We start from the raw sequence: 17,805 nt of genomic DNA, 5'->3' as shown, positions 1-17,805 counted from the left end.
ACTATGAGTGAAACGGCAATGAACGAGTCAAGCGAACAGAACAAAAGCCAGGCCCGCGTCTACTTCCCCGACCCCTTGCCGGGGCAGGAGCGGTTCGTGGCCCCCATCGACGAGACGCCCCTGCGCGAGGTGGACTCGGTGGATGAGGACGTGCCGCCCACCAGCATGTGGGCCGATGCCTGGAAGACCCTGAGGCGCAACCCGCTCTTCATCATCTCCGCAATCCTGGCGATTGTGGTCATCCTGGTGGCCCTCTTCCCCAACTTCTTCGCCAAGCAGGACCCCATGGCCTGCAGCCTGTCCAACTCCCTGGAACCGGGCAGGGCCGGCCACCCCTTCGGCTTCGACCTGCAGGGCTGTGATGTCTACAGCCGAGTCATCCACGGGGCCCGGACCTCGGTGGCCATCGGCATCATGACCACCATCCTGGTCACCGTCTTGGGCGGCCTCGTCGGTGCAATCGCCGGATTCTTCGGGGGCTGGGTCGACGCAGTGCTCAGCCGCATCACCGACATCTTCTTCGCCATCCCCATGATCCTGGGCGCGATCGTGCTCCTGCAGATGTTCCGTACCTCCACCTCACTGTGGAAGATCATCCTGACCCTGACCCTCTTCGGCTGGGTCAACATGGCACGTATCACCCGAAGCGCCGTCCTGGAGGCCAAGAACCTGGAGTTCAACACCGCATCCACGGCCCTGGGCTCCACGCCCCTGCGCAACCTCTTCCGGCACATCATCCCCAACTCCCTGGCCCCGGTCATCGTCATGGCCACCATGTCGCTGGGCACCTACATCGTCTCTGAGGCCACGCTGAGCTTCCTGGGCATCGGACTGCCCTCCACCGTGGTCTCCTGGGGCGGGGACATCTCGACGGCCCAGAATCTCCTGACCACCAACCCCTCGGTCCTCTTCTATCCCTCCGCAGCCCTGGCCATCACCGTGCTGGCCTTCATCATGATGGGCGACGCGGTCAAGGATGCATTGGATCCCAAGAGCAGAACGGCCTGAGTGGAGGAAGCATGACTGAAGCAGACAAGAACATGACCACCAATCAGGAGAATCAACCCCTGCTCGACGTGCGGGACCTGCAGGTGGATTTCACCGCCGATGGGCGCACCGTCCACGCGGTTCGCGACGCCTCCTTCAACGTCTACCCCGGCCAGTGGGTGGCCATCGTGGGGGAGTCCGGCTCGGGCAAGTCCACCTCGGCCATGGCTGTGCTGGGTCTTCTGCCCGGTACCGGCAAGGTGACCGGTGGCAGCATCCGGCTCAAGGGCCGCGAGCTGGTGGGCCTGGACCGCAAGGACTACGAGGCGCTGCGAGGCTCCCAGGTGGGCCTGGTCCCGCAGGACCCCATGAGCAATCTGAACCCGGTCTGGCGCATCGGCTCCCAGGTCAAGGAGGCGCTGACCGCCAACCACATGGACGTCTCCCGGGAGAAGCGCTCCCGGCTGGCCAAGGCCCTGGCCGGCGACGAAGAGGTGAAGGTAAAGAAGTCCGACGACGAGCTCTTCATCTCCTCAAAGGACCTGCCCGGTCTGCTCGAGGCCGCCCGTCAGGCCCTGAGCGATGCCGGGGTCGCCGACGTGGACAAGACCATGGAGGCCATGAAGGCCGAGTGGGATGTGGGCTCCGAGACCCGCTGGGGCGTGGCCAAGTCCCTGATCGACGCCGGTGTGGATGACGACGCGGCCTGGGCGCTGGTCAAGGAGCATGTGACCGGCTCGGATATGGACGACCGCATCGCCGGCCTGCTGTCGGAGGCCGGGCTGCCCGAGGCCGCCACCAGGGCCCGGCAGTATCCGCATGAGTTCTCCGGCGGCATGCGCCAGCGCGCCCTGATCGCCATCGGCCTGGCCTCCCGGCCCGACCTGCTGATTGCGGACGAGCCCACCAGCGCCCTGGATGTGACCGTCCAGAAGCGGATTCTGGACCACCTGCGCAGCCTGACCGAATCACTGGGTACCGCCGTGCTCTTCATCACCCACGACCTGGGTCTGGCGGCCGAGCGCGCCCAGCACATCGTGGTCATGTACCGGGGCCAGGTGGTGGAGTCCGGGCCCAGCTTGGAGGTCCTGCAGCACCCCCAGCACCCCTACACCAAGCGGCTGGTCCAGGCCGCGCCCTCGCTGGCCTCCCAGCGCATCATCTCCGCCAAGCAGCGAGGTCAGGATGCCGAGGGCCTGCTGGAGCACCATGTCAAGGGCGAGGGCACCCTGGAGCGCAGCGAGCATGTCATCACCGTGGAGCACCTGACCCGTGAGTTCAGGCTGCCCCGTCGCAAGGAGATGTTCAAGGCCGTGGACGACGTCTCCTTCTCGGTCAAGCGGGGGACCACCCTGGCCATCGTGGGGGAGTCCGGCTCGGGCAAGTCCACCGTGGCCAACATGGTCCTGCACCTGCTCAAGCCCACCTCGGGTCGGGTGACCTACGAGGGCCAGGACATCGCCGGTTTCGGCAGCCGTCAGCTCATGGAGTTCCGCCGGCACGTGCAGCCGGTCTTCCAGAACCCCTACGGCTCCCTGGACCCCATGTACTCCATCTACCGTTCCATTGAGGAGCCCCTGCGCATCCACAAGATCGGCAACGCCAAGTCCCGGCAGAAGCGGGTCAAGGAGCTGCTGGACATGGTGGAGATGCCCGAGTCGGTCATGGGGCGCTACCCCAACGAGCTCTCCGGCGGACAGCGTCAGCGCATCGCCATCGCGCGGGCCATGGCCCTGAATCCGGATGTGATCATCTGCGACGAGGCCGTCTCCGCCCTGGACGTGCTGGTCCAGGACCAGGTGCTGCGGCTGCTCAACGACCTGCAGGCCGAGCAAGGGCTCAGCTACCTGTTCATCACCCACGATCTGGCCGTGGTCAGGCAGATCGCCGACGAGGTGGTGGTCATGCAGCACGGCCGGCTGGTGGAGCATGCCACCACCGACGAGGTCTTCGACCACCCCCAGCGCCAGTACACCAAGGATCTGCTGGACGCCATTCCCGGCGGTAAGCTGCGCCTGGGTCTTGACTAGTCATCCTTTGCACAGACTCACAAGGAAATGAGGCATCATGGGATTGTTCGGTTTCGGCAGGAAACGCGCCAAGCAGCGGGCCGAGGAGGACCTCGAGGATCAGAAGGACCAGTCCAAGAAGCTCGACGAGTCCGAGGGCGCTGAGAAATCCGACCAGACTTCGCAGACCTCTCAGGAGGACCGCGATGAGACGGCTGCGGAGCAGGATGAGGCCGAGCAGAGCGGGAAGGGCCCCTGGGACAGCACGGATCCCGAGGCCCCCGACACCGATGAGTACCTGGACATCGGCGCCCTGATGCTGCCCTTCCTTGAGGGCAGCGAGCTGAGGCTCAAGGCCAATTCGCAGACCGGCGACGTGCTGGGAGCCACCATCACCTACAAGTCCTCCAGTCTGGAGCTGGAGCCCTTCGCGGCCCCCAAGTCCCTGGGCCTGTGGGACGAGGTCCGGGCCGATCTGCTCAAGGCCAACCCCTCCTGCAAGGAGGTGGACGGCGTCTTCGGCAAGGAACTGACCCTGCCCGTCAAGGTCAAGGGCAAGAACCTGCTGACCCGGGTGGTGGGCATCGACGGACCCAGGTGGATGCTGCGAGGCATCTTCTCCGGCCCGGCAGCCAAGGGCGGCAAGGAGAAGGATGTGCTTGACGGCTATCTGGCCGACCTGGTGGTTGTCCGTGGCGATGAGCCCCTGGCCCCTCGTGACCTGGTTCCCATGCATGCGCCCGTCACCCCCAATCAGCGCCGGGGAGAAGCCGAAGACGCGGAGTCCAAGGACGACCAGAGCGCGCAGATCCCCGGCAAGCCGGAGGGCCCCTTCGACTCGGACCAGCAGACCGAGGTGAAGACCACCCTGTCGCGCGGACCCATGTTCTCGGAGGTCCGCTAAGGCTGTGAAGCAGAAGCATTCCGGGCTGGCGGCGCTGGCCGACGACGATTTCTCCGTCATGGAGGCCATCGGCGGATGGCGGGGGATCGTCGAGTCCCTGCTGCCGGGGCTGGTATTTCTGGTTTTCTTCCTGGCCACCGGCCGTCTGGGGCTGACCGTGGCGGTTTCGGCGGCCCTGGCCCTGGTGCAGCTGATGGTTCGTCTGGTCCAGCGGCAGTCCTTTCTGGGTGCGCTGACCGGTCTGCTTTCGGTGGGCATCTGCCTGGTGGCCGCATGGCTGACCCGGGATGCCCGCAACTATTATCTGCCAGGATTCCTGACCAACGGATTCTGGATCATCGTTCTAGGGGCATCGCTGCTGGCACGGATGCCCGGCATCGGCCTGCTGGTGGAGTACCTGCGCCGGCCTGTGGTCTCAGGGTGGAGACAGTGGCTGGACTCCTGGCGCAGTGAACCGGACCTGGTCCGGGCCTATACCCAGGCCACCCTGGTCTGGATTGCCATCTTCGCGCTGCGACTGCTGGTCCAGGTACCGCTCTACCTGGCCGGTTCCGTAGGGTTTCTGGGCGCTGCACGCCTGATACTGGGCCTGCCCCTGTTTGCCCTGGGCATCTGGATCAGCTGGCTGCTGATCGGCGGGCCCTACCATCGTCGCCAGGCTGACCAGGTTCAGGCTGACCAGGAGGTTCATACCGATCATGACTGAGACCAGGGTTCGTCTGCGCATCGAACGCTATGCCGACCAGGGCCGTTGCGTAAGCCACCTGGAGGACGGCCGGGTGGTCTTCGTTCGCTTCGCCCTGCCCGGGGAGCTGGTGGAGGTCCTCCTGGATGAGCCTCACGGCCGGGTCGGCAGATTCGCCACGGGCGAGGTGACCAAGGTGCTGGAGGCCAGCCCTGACCGTCGTGAACCCGTCTGGCCGCTGGCTGGACCCTTGGCCTGGGGTGGTGGCCTGGGTGGGGCCGATCTGATTCACGTCAGCCTGCCCGGTCAGCTAGCTTGGAAGGCCGATCTGATCGGTCAGCAGATGGCCCGTCTGGGCGGGGTGGATGTCCAGGTGCCGGTGGCCCGGGTACCGGGCGATGAGGAGCTGGGCGGCCTGCACTGGAGGACCCGAATCGAGCTGGTGGCCGACGATCAGGGCCGTCCCTCCATGCGTCGGCGGGGATCGCATGACCGCCTGCCGATTCAGACCATGCCCCTGGCCACCCAGGAGCTGCTGGATCAGGCCGACGAACTGGGCATCTGGGAGGGCGGCCTGCCCGCCGGTGCCCGCATACGCCTGGCCGTGCCCCAGCCGCGCGACGGGGGACCGGTCGGTGACAACTACGCCCTGCTGGTGGACGGTCGCCTGAGCAAGGGGAGCCGCCTGCTGACAGAGCGGCTGGGGGCCGGGGCAGGACCTGTGTACCAGGTCCGGGCCGACGGATTCTGGCAGGTCCACCGTCAGGCACCGGTCGTGCTGACCAAGGCGGTCCTGGACCAGGCCAGGCAGGCTCTGGATGGGTTAACTCAACCGGTCATCTGGGACCTCTACTGCGGATCGGGGCTCTTCACCCTGCCCCTGGCTGCTCTGGCTGACGGACGTGCCCGGCTTCTTGCCGTGGAGGGGTCCGCTGAAGCCATTGCCAGCGCGAAACACAACGTGAAGCAGGCCGGACTGGACCGGGTGGCCCTGCGTCGGGGGGACGTGGCCAAGGTCCTGGCTGGCGGTGCTCCCAAGGGGCTGGGCCATCCCAACCTGATCCTGCTGGATCCACCCAGGGCCGGCGCCAAGGCTCGGGTCTGCCGACTGCTGGCCGCCAGCGAGGCGGGGACCATCATCTATGTGGCCTGCGATCCGACCAGCCTGGCCAGGGATACAGCCACCCTGATCTCCCTGGGCTACAGCCCCAAGCACCTTGAGGCCTTTGACATCTACCCGATGACCCACCACGTGGAGACCGTGGCGGTCTTCACCCGCACGGCGGGAAGGCAGCGCTGACATGAGCCGCGCCGGGCGGGTCTTGGCAGTGGTCAGGCGGCTGGCGGGTCTGTTGCTGGCGGTCGCCCTGCTGGCAGGCCTGCCCACGCTGACCGGCTGCGCCCCCAAGGACAGGGCTGTGGGCGACTCCTGGCACGAGGGCACCGTGCCCCACGACGGCGTGGATCGCTCCGACACACTCGTGGCTTTGATTGGCTGCCCGCAGAAGGGCGAGAAAGACCCGGATGCCGGTCTGGACAGCCGCATCCTGGCATCCTTGAAGGCCGAGCGCATGAAGGGCTATTTCTCCTCAGCGCAGTCCACCAGCGATCAGCAGGATGGGGTGCAGGATGCCATCAACCGGGGTGTCAGCCTGATTCTGATCCGTCGGCCCGGCGCCGGCGACTGGACCCCCGCCCTGAAGGCAGCCCGGAAGGCGGGCATTCCTGTGGTAGAGTTCGCTCAAAGCGCCAAGGCTTGGACCCCTGACCCAGGTAGGCTCTATTATGCGGCTACGGTCCACCCGGTGGATCCTGCCGGGCATCCACGCGCGCCCCTGCTGGCCGACGCCCTGCAGACCATTGTGGACGACGGACCGCATGCCAGGATCATGGCCGTGCGCCTGAGCGCTGAGTGAGAGGGGGCCGAGAATGGGCACAGGCAGTGAGCAAGAGGCGACAGCGGGCACAGGCTTTCCGGTGACCGCCCGGCCGGGGCTGAGCTCCCAGGAGGTGGAGCGGCTGAAGGCCCAGGGCCTGGTCAACGTCTCCCAGGACCAAACCTCCCGCAGTCTGGGCCAGATCGTCCGCGACAACGTCTTCACCCTCTTCAATGGAATCATCCTGACCGCCATGGTGGTGGTCCTGCTGACCGGCCAGTGGAAGGATGCGGTCTTCGGCCTGATCATCATCATCAACACCGGCATCGGCGTGGCCACCGAGCTCAAGGCCAAGCACACCCTGGACGGGCTGTCCATCCTGGTGGCCTCCGACTACACGGTGCGCAGGGAAGGGCGCAACCTGACCGTGCCCCACGATGCCATCGTCAAGGGGGACCTGCTCTGGATCCGCTCCGGGGACCAGGTGCCCGCCGATGCGCAGATCATCGACACCTACGGCCTGGAGCTGGACGAGTCCATGCTGACCGGCGAATCGCGCACGGTCAAGCACAAGCCAGGGGACCAGGTCTACTCGGGCTCCACGGCCGTCTCGGGCATGGCCCTGGCCCAGGTGACCGCCGTGGGCGCCGACTCCTACGCAGCCACGCTGACGGCCAAGGCCAAGGTCTACAAGAAGGTCCACTCCGACCTGAACGAGGGCATCAACACCATCCTCAAGGTCATGACCATAGTGGTCATTCCCCTCTGCCTGCTGCTCATCTTCACCCAGATGCGGACCGTGGGCGGCTTCCAGACGGCCCTGGCCACCGGAGCCTGGCGGCAGGCCGTGGTGTCCGCCGTGGCCGGGGTCGTGGGCATGATCCCCGAGGGGCTGGTCCTGCTGACCTCCCTGAACTTCGCCCTGGCCGCCATCCGCCTGGCCCGCCACCAGACCCTGGTCCAGCAGATGGAATCCGTGGAGACCCTGGCCCGGGTGGATGCCCTGAATCTGGACAAGACCGGCACCATCACCGACGGGGGCATCGTTTATGACGACCTGCACCAACTGGCCGAGGATCTGCCGGCCCAGCAGCTGCGGCAGGCCCTGGTGGACGTCTGTGCGGAGGAGAGCCCCAACGCCACCGGACGGGCCATCCTCAAGGGGATGGACGACCTGCGCCCGGGCAGGGCCGTCAGCCGCCTGCCCTTCTCATCGGCCCGCAAGTGGAGCGCCGTGGCCGACCAGTCCGGAAGAATCTGGTACTTCGGCGCCCCGGAGGTGCTCCTGGCATCCCATGCGGGCAGCTGGCCCCGGGTGGACCGGCAGGTGGCCGACCTGGCCGACCGCGGCTACCGGGTGCTGATGCTGGCCGCCCCCGACGGGTACCCGAGCACCGACCAGCCTGACTACTTCACCGGCAGCCCCGACCTGCCCGGGAACCTGAAACCCCTGGCCCTGATCACCTGCTCGGAGCACATCCGCGACGACGCCGCCGAGACCCTGGCCTGGTTCCGCCAGCAGGGCGTGCGCTGCCGGGTCATCTCGGGCGACAACCCGGCCACGGTGGCGGCCATCGCCAACAAGGTGGGCCTGACCGGCGACCGGGCGCCCCAGGCCATGGATGCCCGCCAGCTGCCCGAGGACACGGCAGCCCTGGCCGATGTCCTGGAGGATGTGGACGTGCTGGGCCGGGTCCTGCCCGACCAGAAGAAGGCCATCGTCCAGGCCCTGCACCTGAAGGGCCACACGGTGGCCATGACCGGCGACGGGGTCAACGACTCCCTGGCCCTGAAAGAGGCTGACCTGGGCATCGCCATGGGCAATGCGGCGGCCGCCACCAAGGCCGTGGCCCAGCTGGTCCTGGTGGATTCGCGCTTCTCCCACCTGCCCGACGTGGTGGCCCGTGGCCGGCAGGTCATGGCCAACATGGAGCGTGTGGCCGGCCTCTTCCTGGTCAAGACCGTCTACTCGGCCCTGATCTCCCTGGGCGTGGTCCTGACCGGGATCCCCTTCCCCTACCTGCCCCGGCACATCACCTACATCGGCGCCCTGACCATCGGCACACCGGCCTTCTTCCTGGCCCTGGCCCCCAACACCAGGCGCTACCGGCCCGGCTTCCTGAAGCGTGTGGTCACCTTCGCCCTGCCCTCGGGCATCGCCACGGCTTTGATTGTGCTGGCGGCGGCCTGGAGCCTGCCTGGCCTGCTGGGACTGGACCTGGCCCGGCCCGGCGACCTGGGGCGCTGGCGTTCGGTCTGCGCCATCGTCCTCTTCTGCATGGGCGTGCTGGTCCTGACCCAGGTGGCCCGGCCCCTGCGCTCCTGGAGGGGTCTGCTGGTCCTCTTCTTCGCCGCAGCCGGGGTGATCGGGGCCCTGATCCCCGTTGTGGCGCGGTTCTTCGCCATCAGCCTGCCCACCGGTCCGGCCCTGGCCGCCACCGTGGCCTTCGCCCTGGCGGGTGCCCTGCTCATGGTCCTGGCCGTCCTGGGCTATCCGGCATGCGCACGTTACATCCGTCAGGTAACACATAGGCGCTAAGAATGAACCTCACAAGCACAGATAAGCGTCACTGACGGCCTGGGGTCCTCCCGCCGCCGGTCCACATGGGCGCTAGGGCAGGGGCCCGAGCGTCCAAGGAAGGGGTGGTGCATGTCAGAATCCGCACAAGATGCCGGTCGTTCCAAGCTCAAGGTGGGCTCCGAGGAGTTCGAATACTACCGGATCAGCGACCTGCCGGGCATCGACCACCTGCCATACAGCCTGCGCATCCTGGCCGAGAATCTGCTGCGGCACCAGAACGGGACCACGGTGACCCGGGACCAGCTGGACCAGCTTCTGGACTGGGACCCCAAGGCCCAGCCCGACAGGGAGATCCAGTACAGTCCCGCCCGGGTGCTCATGCAGGACTTCACCGGCGTGCCCTGCATGGTCGACCTGGCCACCATGCGCGATGCCGTCAAGGCCCTGGGCGACGACCCCTCCCTGGTCAACCCGCTCATCCCCGCGCAGATGGTCATCGACCACTCCGTCCAGGTGGACAGCTCCGGCATGCCGGGCGCCCTGGAACACAACATGGACATGGAATACCAGCGCAACAGTGAGCGTTACCGCTTCCTGCGCTGGAGCCAGCAGGCCTTCCAAAACTTCCGCGTGGTGCCCCCGGGCACCGGCATCATCCACCAGGTCAACCTGGAGTACCTGGCCCAGGTGGTCATGCGCAGGGACAGGACCAAGGGGGAGGGACCGGCCCTGGTCTACCCGGACTCCTGCGTGGGCACCGACTCGCACACCACCATGGTCAACGGCCTGGGCGTGCTGGGCTGGGGCGTGGGCGGCATCGAGGCCGAGGCGGCCATGCTGGGCCAGCCCATCTCCATGCTGGTGCCCCAGGTCCTGGGCTTCAAGCTGACCGGATCCATTCCCGAGGGGGTCAGCGCCACCGACGTGGTGCTGACCGTGACCCAGATGCTGCGCGAGGTGGGCGTGGTGGGCCGTTTTGTGGAGTTCCACGGCAAGGGTCTGGCCCAGGTCCCCCTGGCCAACCGGGCCACCCTGGGCAACATGAGCCCCGAGTTCGGTTCCACCTGCGCCATCTTCCCCATCGACCGAATCACCCTGGACTACCTGCGTCTGACCGGCCGCAGCGACGAGCATGTGCGCCTGGTGGAGGCCTATGCCAAGGCCAACGGCCTGTGGATGGACCCGGAGGATGCCGACTGCCCCGAGCCCGAGTATTCCCAGGTGCTGGAGCTGGACCTGTCCACGGTGCGTCCCTCCATTGCCGGCCCCCGGAGGCCCCAGGACCGCATCCTGCTGGACCGGGCCCAGAAGACCTTCCATCGGGACCTGAAGGATTACAGCGACCAGGACAGGGACAGCGACGGCGAGGCTGTGCCCGTCAAGAAGGCCGACGGCAGCGAGTTCAGCCTGCGGGACGGGGATGTGGTCATCGCGGCCATCACCTCCTGCACCAACACCTCCAACCCCTCGGTCATGGTGGCCGCCGGTCTGCTGGCCCGCCAGGCGCGCGCCCGGGGCCTCAAGCCCAAGCCCTGGGTCAAGACCTCGCTGGCTCCCGGATCCCAGGTGGTGACGGACTATCTGAACCGGACCGGCCTGAGCAAGGACCTGGACGCCCTGGGCTTCGAGCTGGTCGGCTACGGCTGCACCACCTGCATCGGCAACTCCGGCCCCCTGGACCCGGCCATCCACCAGGCCATCGCCGACCACGACCTGACGGTGACGGCCGTGCTCTCGGGCAACAGGAATTTCGAGGGCCGCATCAGCCCGGACGTGAAGATGAACTACCTGGCCTCGCCGCCCCTGGTGGTGGCCTACGCCCTGGCCGGCACCATGGACTTCGACCCCTGGCGCGACCCCCTGGGCCAGGACAGCCAGGGCAAGCCGGTCATGCTGGCGGACATCTGGCCCTCCCAGGAGGCCATCGAGTCCGTGGTGGGCACCGCCCTGGACCGGGACATGTACCTGCGCGACTATGCGGACGTCTTCGGCGGGGACGAGCGCTGGCGGAAGCTGGAGGTGCCGGAGGGCGAGCTCTTCCACTGGGATCAGGATTCCACCTACATCCGCCGCCAGACCTTCTTCGATGGCATGAAGGCCCAGCCCGACCCCCTGGAGGACATCCACGGGGCCCGGGTGCTGGCTCTGCTTGGGGATTCGGTCACCACCGACCACATCTCGCCCGCAGGGGCCATCAAGGCCGACGCACCGGCCGGCCGCTACCTGCAGGAGCATGGCATAGCCCCCAGGGACTTCAACTCCTACGGCTCCCGGCGCGGCAACCACGAGGTCATGGTCCGGGGCACCTTCGGCAACATCCGCCTGCGCAACCAGCTGCTGGCCTCGGTGGGGCTGGACGTGCGGCCGGGAGGGTTCACCTACGACTTCCTGAACGGCCAGGAGACGACCATCTTCGAGGCGGCGCAGGACTATGCCAGGCAGGGCACTCCTTTGGTGGTGCTGGCAGGCAGCGAGTACGGCACGGGCTCCTCCAGGGACTGGGCGGCCAAGGGCACAAGGATGCTGGGCGTGCGGGCCGTCATCGCCAGGTCCTTCGAGCGCATCCACCGCAGCAACCTGATCGGCATGGGCGTGCTGCCGCTGGAGTTCCCGGCGGGTCAGTCGGCCCAGAGCCTGGGGCTGGACGGCCAGGAGACCTATGACCTGGTTGGCATTGATGAGCTCAACAGCTCCCTGCCCGAGCAGGTCCAGGTGCTGGCCCAGCGGCCCGACGGCAGCAGGGTGGAGTTTGCGGCCAAGGTGCGCATCGACACCCCTGGCGAGGCTGAGTACTACCGCAACGGCGGCATCCTGCAGTACGTGTTGCGCGGGTTGCTGGCCAGGGCCGACCAGGAGGCCTGAAGATATAAAACATCCCCGCCCACAAGGTCAGGGGCGGGGATGTTCTTTTATCAGTTGCGATCGCCGACCAGGTTCAGGATGTAAAGGAAGAGGTTGACGAAGTCCAGGTAGAGGTTGAGGGCGCAGAGGATGGAGACCCGCTTGATGGCCTCCGGCCCCTGGCTGCGGTAGGTGGTGAAGATGACCCTGGTCTGCTGGGCGTCGTACATGGTCAGCCCGGCGAAGAGGATGATGCCGATGGCCGAGACCACGCGCAGGGCCGTGTCGGAGGGGGCCAGGAAGAGCATGACCACCTGGACCAGGATCAGCATGAGCAGGCCGGCCATGAAGATGGACCCCATGCCCAGCATGTTGCGCCGCGTGGTCAGCCCCAGCATGCTGAGGACGAAGAAGAAGCCCGCGCTGATCACCAGGGTCAGCATGATGGAGGGCAGTGAGTAGGTCATGAAGATGGTGCTCAGGGTGAAGCCCATCAGGGCCGCATAGAGGTAGAACATGACCCGGGCGGTGGAGGTGCGCATGCGCATGACCCGGACGCTCAGAATCATGGCGAAGGCCACCTGGACCACGGCCATGCCGATCCAACCCAGGGCGCCCGTGGCCTGCATGAAGGCCAGGAGCAGTCCGGTCCGGGCGGTCAGGTAGGCCGTCAGGGCGGTGACCAGCAGGCCGACCGCCATCTCCGCATAGGCGCGGGACATGGAGACCCGCTCCGCCTTTTCAAAGCTGTATGCTGCGTTGTTGTCGATGGGCGAACCCATACCGTAGGGCTCACCACCCTGCATGGTCGGCATCGGCTGCTGTGTGTACTGACCGTATGGGGCCTGCGGCCGCGGATTCCCGTTGAAAGCCATCTGCTCCTCCTTGTCTTCCCGCCTGTGGCGGATGGTCGTCTTGTTCAATTCTACATGGCCGATTTGGCGGTATAAAGAGTGTTTGCTCTGGCTGGAATCAGGCAGGGACGGCCGCCATGGTGGGGTGGTTGCATGCCCACATCCCGCCGTGGCGGTTGCCCCCTCTCCTGATGTGCCGTCCAGACTTTGCAGGCTGGGCGGAGTGTGGTGGGGGTGCGGGAGGGAAGTGTCGGCTCTCTTGGGGTTTGAGCCTTGATTGGCACGTTTCCTCCCTGCTCCCCCTAGGTGGGCCGGGGGCGGGGGGATTGATACGCCGCCCGGCCGCTCTTACTCGTGCGAAGCGTATAGCAGTTGGTGTTGTTCCCTGCGGTGGCGGCGGGATGCGAGGACCCCGCCCATGCCGGTCATGCCGGTGGCCAGGGCGAGCAGGATGCCCTCCCCTCCGGCCTTGGGGAGCACGCCTGCAGGCAGGTATGTGTATCTGAGGGAGGTGTCGGTCAGGATGCGTCCTGCGCCGCCCATCGCATAGTCGACGCTGACTGTGACCGTACCTGGCCGGTGTGCGGGTGTGAGTACGGTTACGCTGTTACCGTTGCTGACAGGAGCCAGGTTCGTGCCTGGGTCGGTGTCGAATCTGGCTGCAGTGATCACCGGCTGCAGGTTGAACAACACCGACACAGGAACGTTTGAGTCGTCGGTAGTGCCGTCGCCGAGCTGGCCATAGCTGTTTTCTCCCCAGGCGTATGCGTATCCGTTGCTGCCCACGGCCAGCGAATGATGGTCTCCGACGCTGAACCGTGTGGCTTGTAGCCCTTTGCTAGCGTCGGCTGGACTGGTGGGGTCGCGCACTGGCACGGGAACACTTGAGTTGCTGGTAGTGCCGTCGCCGAGCTGGCGATACAGGTTCCATCCCCAGGCGTATGCGTATCCGTCGCTGCCCACAGCTAGTGAGTGCTCGCCTCCAGCGTTGATCGCTGTGGCTTTGAGCCCTTTGCTCGCGTCCTTGGGGCTGGTGGGGTCGCGCACGCGCACAGGAACTGTCGAATCTGCTGTGTTGCTGTTGCCGAGTTGGCCATAGTTGTTTAATCCCCAGGCGTAGGTGTATCCGTTGCTGCCCACGGCCAGCGAATGAGAGTATCCGGCGCTGACCTGTACGGCTTTCAGTCCTTTGTTTGCGTCGTTGGGGCTGGCGAAGTCTCGCACGCGCACAGGAAAAGACGAAGAGTTTTTGCTGCTGTTGCCGAGTTGGCCATAGTTGTTTAATCCCCAGGCGTATGCGTATCCGTTGCTGCCCACGGCCAGCGAATGGTGCCATCCGGCGCTGACCTGTACGGCTTTGAGTCCTTTGCTCGGGTCAGTGGGGCTGGCGGGGTCGCGCACGCGCACGGGGAAAGACGAATCTGATGTGCTGTTGTTGCCGAGTCGGCCATTGTCGTTCCATCCCCAGGCGTAGACGTATCCGTCGCTGTCCAAGGCCAGTGAATGCTCGTCTCCGGCGCTGACCTGTATGGCTTTGAGTCCTTTGCTCGGGTCAGTGGGGCTGGCGGGGTCGCGCACGCGCACAGGAACAGAGGAATACGTTGTGGTGTTGTTGCCGAGCTGACCATGCTGGTTGCTGCCCCAGGCGTATACGTATCCGTCGCTACCCACGGCCAGCGAATGCCATTTTCCTGCGCTGACCTGCACATAGGTGAAGTCGGTCGGCACGCCTGCAGGTTTCCTCACTATGTTCGGCGTACTCCGGCTGTTAGTCGTTGCGTCGCCGAGCTGACCATAGGTGTTGTCTCCCCATGCGTAGGCTTTCCCGTCGCTGCCCACCGCCAAGGAAAAAACATAGGTATAGTATTTTGCTCCGCCGACCTGGTTGAATCTGATGCCGCTGGTGCTGTCTGGCGGGGTGATGGTGGTGGTTTCGTGGCCGAGCTGGCTGCCCTTGTCGGGGTTGATTCTCCAGGAGGTGTCGGGGGTTTTGCTGGTCCATTTGGCGGTGAGGGTGAGATTATCGGTGACGGGCTTGCTGAAGTCGTAGGCGACTTCGTTGATAAACCATCCGTCGAACTGGTAGCCGCTGCGGGTTGGGTCGGGTGAGGGCCGTTGGACTCTCCCGTAGGGATAGGTAACTTGCTGGTCTCCGGGTTTGGGACTTCCTCCGTCTGTCTTGAAGGTGACCGTGGATGTGGAACTCTGTCGGATGTCCTTCAGAAGCGTTTGGTCTACCGTGTAGTTGAAGCTTCGGGTGAAGGGCTGGCCGTCCTGCCTGCCGGTCAGTGTGATGGTGACTGGTCCGGGCTGGCTTGCTGGCATTTCCGTCTGCCAGGAGCCGTCGGTCTTGTTAAGTGTCAGCGACTGGCTGTCCAGGCTGGCTGATTCCAGGGTGGGCGCTGTGGTGGTGTTGACTTTTGCTGGCTTGTCTGGCTGGCTCTGAGTGTTGATGCTCCACTGGTATAGGCTGCCCTGCCTGTCTAGGGCGGTGATCCTGCTGCCTGTAATGGTGGCCTGTGTGTAGGGCTGGCTCCCCTTGTCCGCGCGCGTGGGTGTCTCGCCTGGCTTCCAGGTCCAGATGTGGCCGTCCGTGCCGGTGATGACGGCCTGGTTCTTGTTGGCGGTGATCCGGCTGGCTTTCATGTTTTCCGACAGGCCGGTGGTTGCGAGGCTTGTCTTACCGTCGGCCAGGTAACAGGCCTGCCCGTTTGCGCCCAGGAGGAGGAACCCCTGGCTGAGGGCTTGGGCTTGGGTGATGCGCATGCCCTGGTCTTGTCTGATGCGTTCGGGCTTGACGTTGGCGGTCCTGCTTGTGTTCCAGGTCCAGGCTTGCCCGTCCGCGTCCAGGGCGAGGGTCCGGCTGGGGGAGGCGACGGCCAGTATTGCCTGGGCCTGTCCGGGCAGAACGGTCGTGGCTTGTTCTGTCAATTTTTCGTTCCGGCTGTCAGCCTGGCTGGCCTGGAAGATGTGGACACGGCCCCGTTGGTCCACGGCCAGCAACCGGTCGTCGTTCATGCTGATGCTGGTGAACCTGGTGTTCTGCTTGGTGTCGAGGATGGTGGGCGTTGTTTGTCCGTTGGTCCAGGTGTAGATCTGCTGGTCGGATCCTATTGCGGCCTGCCATTGGTTGCCGGTTGTGGTCTGCTGGTAGCGGAACCCGTCGGGGGCATGGGCGGGGGAGGGAACCTGCTTGGGTGTGCCGTCCTGTGCCCAGGTGTAGATGCGGCCGTCGCCGGTCAGACCGGTAAACTGGTCCCCTGCGGCTTGGACGCTGACATAGTAGGGCTCTTGCAGGCTGGGTGGGCTGATGGTCACCCGGGTGCCGGAGGCGGGTCCGTGGTCCGGGCTCAGCGTCCAGTCCGTGGCTTTGCTCCATTTGGCTTTCAGGGTTGTGTCCTGCAGGATGGGGGTCTGAAAATCGAAGGGTTGGCCGTCACGTGTCCACCCGTCGAACCGGAAACCCTCACGTTGCGGGTTCTTTTGCGGAGGTGAGGCAAGCGTCCCGGTCTTCACGGTCGCCTGGGTAGGAGTGTTGCCGTCGTCTGGGTCGAAGCGCACCGTGTGCGAAGCTTGACCGTCCGTCTTGCCGGATGGCTTGGCTGTAGAGGAGCTTGTGCTGTTGGTGGCGTCCTTCGGCGTTGACGGGACTGGGCTTGGTGTCGTAGGGTTCAGGGGTGATGCGGTTTGCAGTGGCGAGGGTGAAGGCAGGGGAGTGCTGGTTGTGCTGTTGGGGAGTGTGTCGGGGGTTTGCTTAGCTACGCGAGGAGTCTGACGACCCCCCCCCCCCCCCGCTAAATACAGGAGTGTCCGCCGGACTGGCGGACACGACATCGACCGCGTTGGCGGACGCGACACCCAGGCCTGCCAGCAGGCCCAGCAGGACGATCACCGTCGCCGATGCGCGACGCAGATGAGTACCCAGATGCATGAAATCAATCCCCTTCACCAATGCCAAGCGGTATCAAGGCCTCCTGCCTATCAGCATTAACGTCTTTCAAAGTTGATGAACCGACGCTACTGTGGGCGTTAATCGCCCATAAAGTAGAAGCCAGCTATCTCCCAACAACCCCAATTTTCACTTTACCACCAAGCCAACAGAGAACGCACGAAATGCAGAAGCGCGACGGTAGGCCTTAAACAAGAGCTGATCCCATCTTGCCTGGCAGATAGAATGAACACACAACACGTCACGGCCGTTGATTGGCCGATAAGGAGCATGACTATATGACAGGAAACGTCACCGACACCGTCATCACCCTCAACAATGGGGTCAGCATTCCCCAGCTGGGTCTCGGGGTCTTCCAAACACCTGATGGCGAGGCCACCAGCCAGGCCGTCACCTGGGCCCTGCAGGCGGGCTATCGCCATATCGACACCGCCATGATCTACGGCAACGAGCAGTCCGTGGGGGAGGGTCTGCGCCGCTCCGGGGTTGACCGGCGGGATGTTTTCCTGACCACCAAGCTCTGGAATGACGACATCCGTGCGGGGCGGACCAAGGAGGCCTTCAAGGAGAGCCTGGACCGGCTGGGCGTGGACTACCTGGACCTCTACCTGATCCACTGGCCCGCCCAGGGCTGGCAGCAGGCCTGGGAGGACATGGAGGAGCTCTACACCCAGCGACGGGTGCGGGCCATCGGGGTCTGCAACTTCCAGAAGCACCACCTGGACGAGCTGCACACCATCAGCGGCACCAAGCCGGCCGTTGACCAGATCGAGTCCTCGCCCCAGTTCGTCAACGACGACCTGATCGACTACTGCCACGGCACCCTGCGTGTGGACGTGGAGGCTTACAGCCCCTTGGGCGGCACCGGCGGCAACCTGCTGGCCGACCCCAGGCTCAAGGCCATGGCCGAGCATTATGACCGCTCCCCGGCGCAGATCGTGCTGCGCTGGCACCTGCAGCGCGGGGTCATCGTCATCCCCAAGTCCACCCACAAGGAGCGGATCGAGCAGAACGCGCAGGTCTTCGACTTCGAGCTGAGCGATGAGGATATGAAGGCCATCACCGCCATGAACAGGGACGAGCGCACCGGTGCGGATCCCGACAACTTCGACTTCTAAGGGATGGTGGTACAGGAGGAGACCCGACCTTGAAGGCGAAGCCTCCTCCTGGGACCCGGC

11 protein-coding genes are annotated in these 17,805 nt (G+C 65.4%); 9 read left to right on the top strand and 2 right to left on the bottom strand.

Annotated features, from left to right (window positions below; all coding sequences use genetic code 11):
* Window positions 1-18 precede the first annotated feature (18 nt).
* The 8 genes from H3U89_RS00535 to acnA all read left to right on the top strand — a co-directional run bounded on the left by H3U89_RS00535 (window position 19) and on the right by acnA (window position 11,845).
* Window positions 19-1,008, top strand: a complete 990-nt coding sequence (locus tag H3U89_RS00535; RefSeq protein ID WP_198179513.1) for an ABC transporter permease — start codon at window positions 19-21, stop codon at window positions 1,006-1,008.
* An 11-nt stretch (window positions 1,009-1,019) separates the two neighbouring features.
* Window positions 1,020-3,017, top strand: coding sequence for a dipeptide ABC transporter ATP-binding protein (locus H3U89_RS00530; protein WP_198179140.1), 1,998 nt, complete (start codon window positions 1,020-1,022; stop codon window positions 3,015-3,017).
* A gap of 37 nt (window positions 3,018-3,054) precedes the next feature.
* Complete coding sequence (locus H3U89_RS00525; protein WP_198179142.1) at window positions 3,055-3,900, top strand: DUF3710 domain-containing protein; 846 nt, start codon at window positions 3,055-3,057, stop codon at window positions 3,898-3,900.
* A 4-nt stretch (window positions 3,901-3,904) separates the two neighbouring features.
* Complete coding sequence (locus H3U89_RS00520) at window positions 3,905-4,606, top strand: DUF3159 domain-containing protein (RefSeq protein ID WP_198179144.1); 702 nt, start codon at window positions 3,905-3,907, stop codon at window positions 4,604-4,606.
* The gene (locus tag H3U89_RS00515) at window positions 4,599-5,885 is read left to right on the top strand and encodes a class I SAM-dependent RNA methyltransferase (RefSeq protein WP_198179146.1); all 1,287 of its coding nucleotides are present in this window, start codon (window positions 4,599-4,601) and stop codon (window positions 5,883-5,885) included. The genes H3U89_RS00520 and H3U89_RS00515 overlap by 8 nt, the downstream gene beginning before the upstream one ends.
* 1 nt (window position 5,886) lies before the next feature.
* Window positions 5,887-6,501, top strand: a complete 615-nt coding sequence (locus H3U89_RS00510; protein ID WP_198179148.1) for a substrate-binding domain-containing protein — start codon at window positions 5,887-5,889, stop codon at window positions 6,499-6,501.
* A 13-nt stretch (window positions 6,502-6,514) separates the two neighbouring features.
* Entirely contained in the window at window positions 6,515-9,001 is a 2,487-nt protein-coding gene (locus H3U89_RS00505; RefSeq protein ID WP_198179150.1) for an HAD-IC family P-type ATPase, read from the top strand.
* A 111-nt stretch (window positions 9,002-9,112) separates the two neighbouring features.
* A complete protein-coding gene (gene acnA, locus H3U89_RS00500; protein ID WP_198179152.1) occupies window positions 9,113-11,845 on the top strand; it encodes an aconitate hydratase AcnA in 2,733 nt (910 codons plus the stop codon).
* 50 nt (window positions 11,846-11,895) lie between these two features.
* Here acnA and H3U89_RS00495 read toward each other — a convergent pair whose 3' ends face one another.
* Entirely contained in the window at window positions 11,896-12,699 is an 804-nt protein-coding gene (locus H3U89_RS00495; RefSeq protein WP_198179515.1) for a Bax inhibitor-1/YccA family protein, read from the bottom strand.
* A 327-nt stretch (window positions 12,700-13,026) separates the two neighbouring features.
* A complete protein-coding gene (locus H3U89_RS00490; RefSeq protein WP_198179154.1) occupies window positions 13,027-16,239 on the bottom strand; it encodes an RCC1 domain-containing protein in 3,213 nt (1,070 codons plus the stop codon).
* Window positions 16,240-16,905: 666 nt separating this feature from the next.
* Here H3U89_RS00490 and H3U89_RS00485 point away from each other — a divergent pair.
* Window positions 16,906-17,745 carry an aldo/keto reductase gene (locus H3U89_RS00485; RefSeq protein ID WP_198179156.1) on the top strand — a complete coding sequence of 280 codons (840 nt, stop codon included), beginning with the start codon at window positions 16,906-16,908 and terminating at the stop codon, window positions 17,743-17,745.
* The last annotated feature ends 60 nt before the right edge of the window (window positions 17,746-17,805 follow it).

The organism is Bifidobacterium sp. W8104 (genome assembly GCF_016100735.1).
In the GTDB taxonomy this organism is placed as follows: Bacteria; Actinomycetota; Actinomycetes; order Actinomycetales; family Bifidobacteriaceae; genus Bombiscardovia; species Bombiscardovia choladohabitans.
The sequence above is the reverse complement of the archived record's forward strand: the minus strand, read 5'-3'. Positions and strand labels throughout refer to the sequence as shown.

Bases quoted from the DNA above. Each gene is read 5' to 3' on its own strand.
- H3U89_RS00535 (WP_198179513.1), top strand. From the start codon at position 19: ATGAACGAGTCAAGCGAACAGAACAAAAGCCAGGCCCGCGTCTACTTC.
- H3U89_RS00530 (WP_198179140.1), top strand. From the start codon at position 1,020: ATGACTGAAGCAGACAAGAACATGACCACCAATCAGGAGAATCAACCC.
- H3U89_RS00525 (WP_198179142.1), top strand. From the start codon at position 3,055: ATGGGATTGTTCGGTTTCGGCAGGAAACGCGCCAAGCAGCGGGCCGAG.
- H3U89_RS00515 (WP_198179146.1), top strand. From the start codon at position 4,599: ATGACTGAGACCAGGGTTCGTCTGCGCATCGAACGCTATGCCGACCAG.
- H3U89_RS00510 (WP_198179148.1), top strand. From the start codon at position 5,887: ATGAGCCGCGCCGGGCGGGTCTTGGCAGTGGTCAGGCGGCTGGCGGGT.
- H3U89_RS00505 (WP_198179150.1), top strand. From the start codon at position 6,515: ATGGGCACAGGCAGTGAGCAAGAGGCGACAGCGGGCACAGGCTTTCCG.
- acnA (WP_198179152.1), top strand. From the start codon at position 9,113: ATGTCAGAATCCGCACAAGATGCCGGTCGTTCCAAGCTCAAGGTGGGC.
- H3U89_RS00495 (WP_198179515.1), bottom strand. From the start codon at position 12,699: ATGGCTTTCAACGGGAATCCGCGGCCGCAGGCCCCATACGGTCAGTAC.
- H3U89_RS00485 (WP_198179156.1), top strand. From the start codon at position 16,906: ATGACAGGAAACGTCACCGACACCGTCATCACCCTCAACAATGGGGTC.